Below are 3481 nucleotides of genomic sequence, written 5' to 3'. Positions count from 1 at the left end.
CCACTGATACCGACACTCCCGTGAGCCCAGCTCCGGGAGTGTTTCTTTTTTCAGCCTTTCCAATGGCTTGCCGCTCGATCCAGGTCAGGATTGTGCCCAGTTCTCCATACAGCATCGCGTCGATCTCGCCCCGGTTCGGGCCGGGAGTGAGCACGACCTTCTCGATCAGAGCCCGCAGCGCCTCGGCGGCTTCAAGCCGTTCCTCGGGACGGTTGAGGGCATCGGTCAGGCGGCCGACCTTGCGGGCATAGATGGCTGACGCACTCGGCAACAGGTCCGGTACGTCATCGGGGACGTCGGACAGCAGGACTGCCAGTTCGGCTTTGCGGGCTTCGAGCGCGTCCATCTCCGCCTTCATGCTGGGATGGAACATCCCTTCCTTGATGGCTTCGATGATGCCCCGGATCTGTTTCTCGACCTTCACCTGTTCGAGCTGCCAGACATCGGTATTGGAGCGGCGCTCACGGTTGAGGCGGTTGGTCTCCTCGGCATAGGCACGCATGGCCTCGGCCGCGATCTCCGGTGCCATCATCCGGTCCTTCAGTCCGAAGAGCACGCGGCGCTCGAGATCGGGACGGGGGATCGTCCGGCTGTTGGTGCAGGAGCCGTTGGTGACATGGCCTGAACAGGCGAAACGGTCAGAGCCACGCAGCGTATAGGGACCGCCACACAGGCCGCAGAACAGCAGACCCGAGAGCAGGGATTTCGGACGACGGGTGCCGTTGAGCCGGTTGCGCTTGTGGTGGGCGCGAACAGCCTCGGTGACGTTGACGTATTTCTCGGCGATCTGGCTCTGTCGGACCTTTGTTTCCTGCCACAATGCGTCGTCGACGATCCGCAATTCGGGCACGTCTGTTACCACCCATTCTGATTCCGGGTTGAGGCGTGAGACGCGCTTGCCGGTCGACGGGTCTTTGACATAGCGCTGTCGGTTCCAGACCAGGCGGCCGATATACAGTTCGTTGTTGATGATGCCGGTGCCGCGCTTCACGTGACCCCGGATGGTGGTATCGCTCCACAGCTTGCCCTCGGGGCCGCCGATGCCTGATCGTTGAGGGTTTTTGCGATGGCGCGCGGACCAATGCCGGCCGCAAAGTCGCGGAAGATGCGGCGGACGATCTCCGCCTGGTGGGCGTCGATCTCGCGATCGCCCCGGATCTGTTCGCCCTTTGCGTCGAACTGGCGGACGACGCGATAGCCGTAGCACAGCCCGCCACCGGATTTGCCGTCCTCGACCCGGCCGCGCAGGCCGCGATGGGTTTTGGCGGCGAGGTCTTTCAGGAACAGGGCGTTCATCGTACCCTTAAGGCCGACATGCAGTTCGCTGATCTCACCTTCGGCCAGGGTGACGATCGGCACACTGGCGAATTTCAGGTGTTTGAACAGGGTGGCGACGTCGGCCTGGTCGCGCGAGATGCGGTCCAGTGCTTCGGCCAGCACGATGTCGAAGTGCCCGGCCTGAGCATCCTGCAACAGGGTCTGGATGCCAGGGCGCAGGATCATGCTGGCGCCGGAGATGCCCGCGTCCTTATAGGCACCAATGACCTTCCACTTCTCGCGTTTTGCGTGTTCGCGGCAGATGCGGAACTGATCGTCGATCGACGCCTCACGCTGGTTGTCGGACGAGTAGCGGGCATACAGGGCGACGCGGGTCATGGCGGTGCTTTCTATCAGGCGACCTTGTCCATCCGGCTTGGCCGGATCAGCACCTCGGCCGAGATGCCGAGGCCGTCATGCAACTGGCGGATCATGTCGATCGACAGGCCCCGCTTGCGGTTCAGTACGTCGGCCACCCGGTTGCGCGGGCCGATCATCGGCTCCAGATCCTTGCGGGTGAGGCCCTGCTGCTCCATGCGGAAGCGGATGGCCTCGACCGGATCGGGCGGGTCGATTGGATGGTGCTTCGCTTCGTAGGCGTCGATCAGGGTGGCCAGCACGTCGAGACGGTCGCCGTTCGGCGTGCCGCTCTTCGCACCCCACAGGCGCCCGACTTCTTCCAGCGCCGCGTCATAATCCGCCTCGTTGCGGATAGGCTTCAGGTCAGCCGTCATGTTCCACCTCCGTCACGTCGATCCTGTCATACGCTCTGTGCGTGCCGATCCATTTGATCCAGACGATGCTTTTCTCGAAATCGACCGACACGACCAGGCGATAGGCGTTGCCCTTGATGTTGAAGACGATCCGCTCGGCGCTGACGATGCTCGCCGTGGCGTAGAGCCGCTTCACATCGGCGGTGCTCGTCCACGCAGCCCTGCCGACTTCGGCGAACCAGGCGTCCAGCGCCGCCTTGACGGCCGGCTGGTCCTTCTGGCCCGCCAGGCTGTCGACGAACTCTCTCAGCGTGCGACGGGCGATGATCCTCATTGACTGACCTTATATCACGGGACCATAATGGTCACAAGAAAAATACACGACAGCCCGGCGAGTGGTCTTTCGCCGGGGGAAATGCAGCCGGGGAGGGGAAGCTACCGCATGGGGCCGGATCGGTTCTGCCGGGCCTGTTTCCATTCCAGCGCACGGGTGCGCTCGAACTGCTCGCGGGCCATTTGTCGCCCGATCAGGCGGGCGAGGGACCGGATGGCTTCATCGGACGGGCGGAACGCATCTTCGGCGGTTTCCGCCTCACTGGCGGGGCCGAATACCTCAATCCTGATCCTGTCAGGTTTGCGTGCCATCCTGTCCACCTTCCTGGTCATGGGGCGACAGGAACGATGAAGGACAGGACAAGGGGATTTGAGAAGAGCATGCGGCACCCCATGCGGTAATCGGCGGTGATCGCGCAGTAAAGGGAGGCTTATTGGTCGTGGAAAAGGTGATCATTCTTCTGGCGATTGGATATGCCATCGGATTCTATATTCGGGATCGTCGTGCGAAAGAGGCCTTTGTGCAGTCCGAACGACAGGCTGCCGGTCAGATCGAGACGCTTCGTCGACAGATTGCGACGCTCAACAAACAGGCTGCGGATAGGCAGCATGAAGACGAGCAGCGCCGGCAATTCCGCCAGGAGAATGACCTGTCCGATCCGCAGAACCAGTTGCGCTTCGTTGGTGAATGCAGTCTGAAGGCCGTTCCTCCTGTCAATCGGGAAGCTGTACGCGTGCTCTATGCGATCGACGAGTGGATCAAGGATATGCGGCCCGACTGGCGTTTCGCTTTCGAGGTTGCGATGGGTGGTTTCATTAAAACGCCGTATGCCCCGGATGATCCGCGTCAGAAGCGGGCGTTCAATTCTTACAGCGGCAAGCGCGTGGATTTCCTTCTGATCAATCGTCGTGGGCAGCCGGTTCTGGTGGTCGAGTATAATGGTTCGGGCCACGACCTGTCTGGCGATGCTGACGCTCGTATGGAGGTCAAGCGTCTGGCCTTGCAGAAGGCGGGTATCCCGCTGCTCGAAATTCCCGAAAGAATGGGCAAGCCCGATATCTTTGTCGCACTTTCGGAGAAAGTGGGAATACTGGAAACAGAAACAAGAACAGGCTAA

5 protein-coding genes and 1 pseudogene are annotated in these 3481 nt (G+C 61.4%); 1 reads left to right on the top strand and 5 read right to left on the bottom strand.

From position 1 onward, the window contains the following. The 5 genes and pseudogenes from JCM25146_RS24340 to JCM25146_RS15530 all read right to left on the bottom strand — a co-directional run. A partial coding sequence (locus JCM25146_RS24340) for a zinc ribbon domain-containing protein (protein WP_369347536.1) occupies positions 1-850 on the bottom strand: 850 nt, incomplete at its 3' end. 12 nt (positions 851-862) lie between these two features. Further along, positions 863-1656: pseudogene (locus tag JCM25146_RS24335) on the bottom strand (recombinase family protein); the annotation flags it as partial. Between the two features lie 14 nt (positions 1657-1670). After that, positions 1671-2051 carry a helix-turn-helix domain-containing protein gene (locus JCM25146_RS15540; RefSeq protein WP_025829183.1) on the bottom strand — a complete coding sequence of 127 codons (381 nt, stop codon included), beginning with the start codon at positions 2049-2051 and terminating at the stop codon, positions 1671-1673. Further along, on the bottom strand, positions 2041-2364 hold the full coding sequence (locus tag JCM25146_RS15535) for a type II toxin-antitoxin system HigB family toxin (protein WP_025829182.1): 324 nt from the start codon (positions 2362-2364) through the stop codon (positions 2041-2043). Before JCM25146_RS15535 ends, JCM25146_RS15540 begins: the two co-directional genes overlap by 11 nt. A 101-nt stretch (positions 2365-2465) precedes the next feature. Then, positions 2466-2675, bottom strand: coding sequence for a hypothetical protein (locus JCM25146_RS15530; RefSeq protein ID WP_035372889.1), 210 nt, complete (start codon positions 2673-2675; stop codon positions 2466-2468). Between the two features lie 128 nt (positions 2676-2803). Here JCM25146_RS15530 and JCM25146_RS15525 point away from each other — a divergent pair, with 128 nt between their 5' ends. After that, positions 2804-3481 carry a DUF2726 domain-containing protein gene (locus tag JCM25146_RS15525; RefSeq protein ID WP_025829178.1) on the top strand — a complete coding sequence of 226 codons (678 nt, stop codon included), beginning with the start codon at positions 2804-2806 and terminating at the stop codon, positions 3479-3481.

Origin of the sequence: Acetobacter okinawensis JCM 25146 (assembly GCF_000613865.1) — a bacterium.
GTDB lineage: Bacteria > Pseudomonadota > Alphaproteobacteria > Acetobacterales > Acetobacteraceae > Acetobacter > Acetobacter okinawensis.
The sequence above is the reverse complement of the archived record's forward strand: the minus strand, read 5'-3'. Positions and strand labels throughout refer to the sequence as shown.

Bases quoted from the DNA above. Each gene is read 5' to 3' on its own strand.
- JCM25146_RS15530 (WP_035372889.1), bottom strand. From the start codon at position 2,675: ATGGCACGCAAACCTGACAGGATCAGGATTGAGGTATTCGGCCCCGCC.
- JCM25146_RS15535 (WP_025829182.1), bottom strand. From the start codon at position 2,364: ATGAGGATCATCGCCCGTCGCACGCTGAGAGAGTTCGTCGACAGCCTG.
- JCM25146_RS15540 (WP_025829183.1), bottom strand. From the start codon at position 2,051: ATGACGGCTGACCTGAAGCCTATCCGCAACGAGGCGGATTATGACGCG.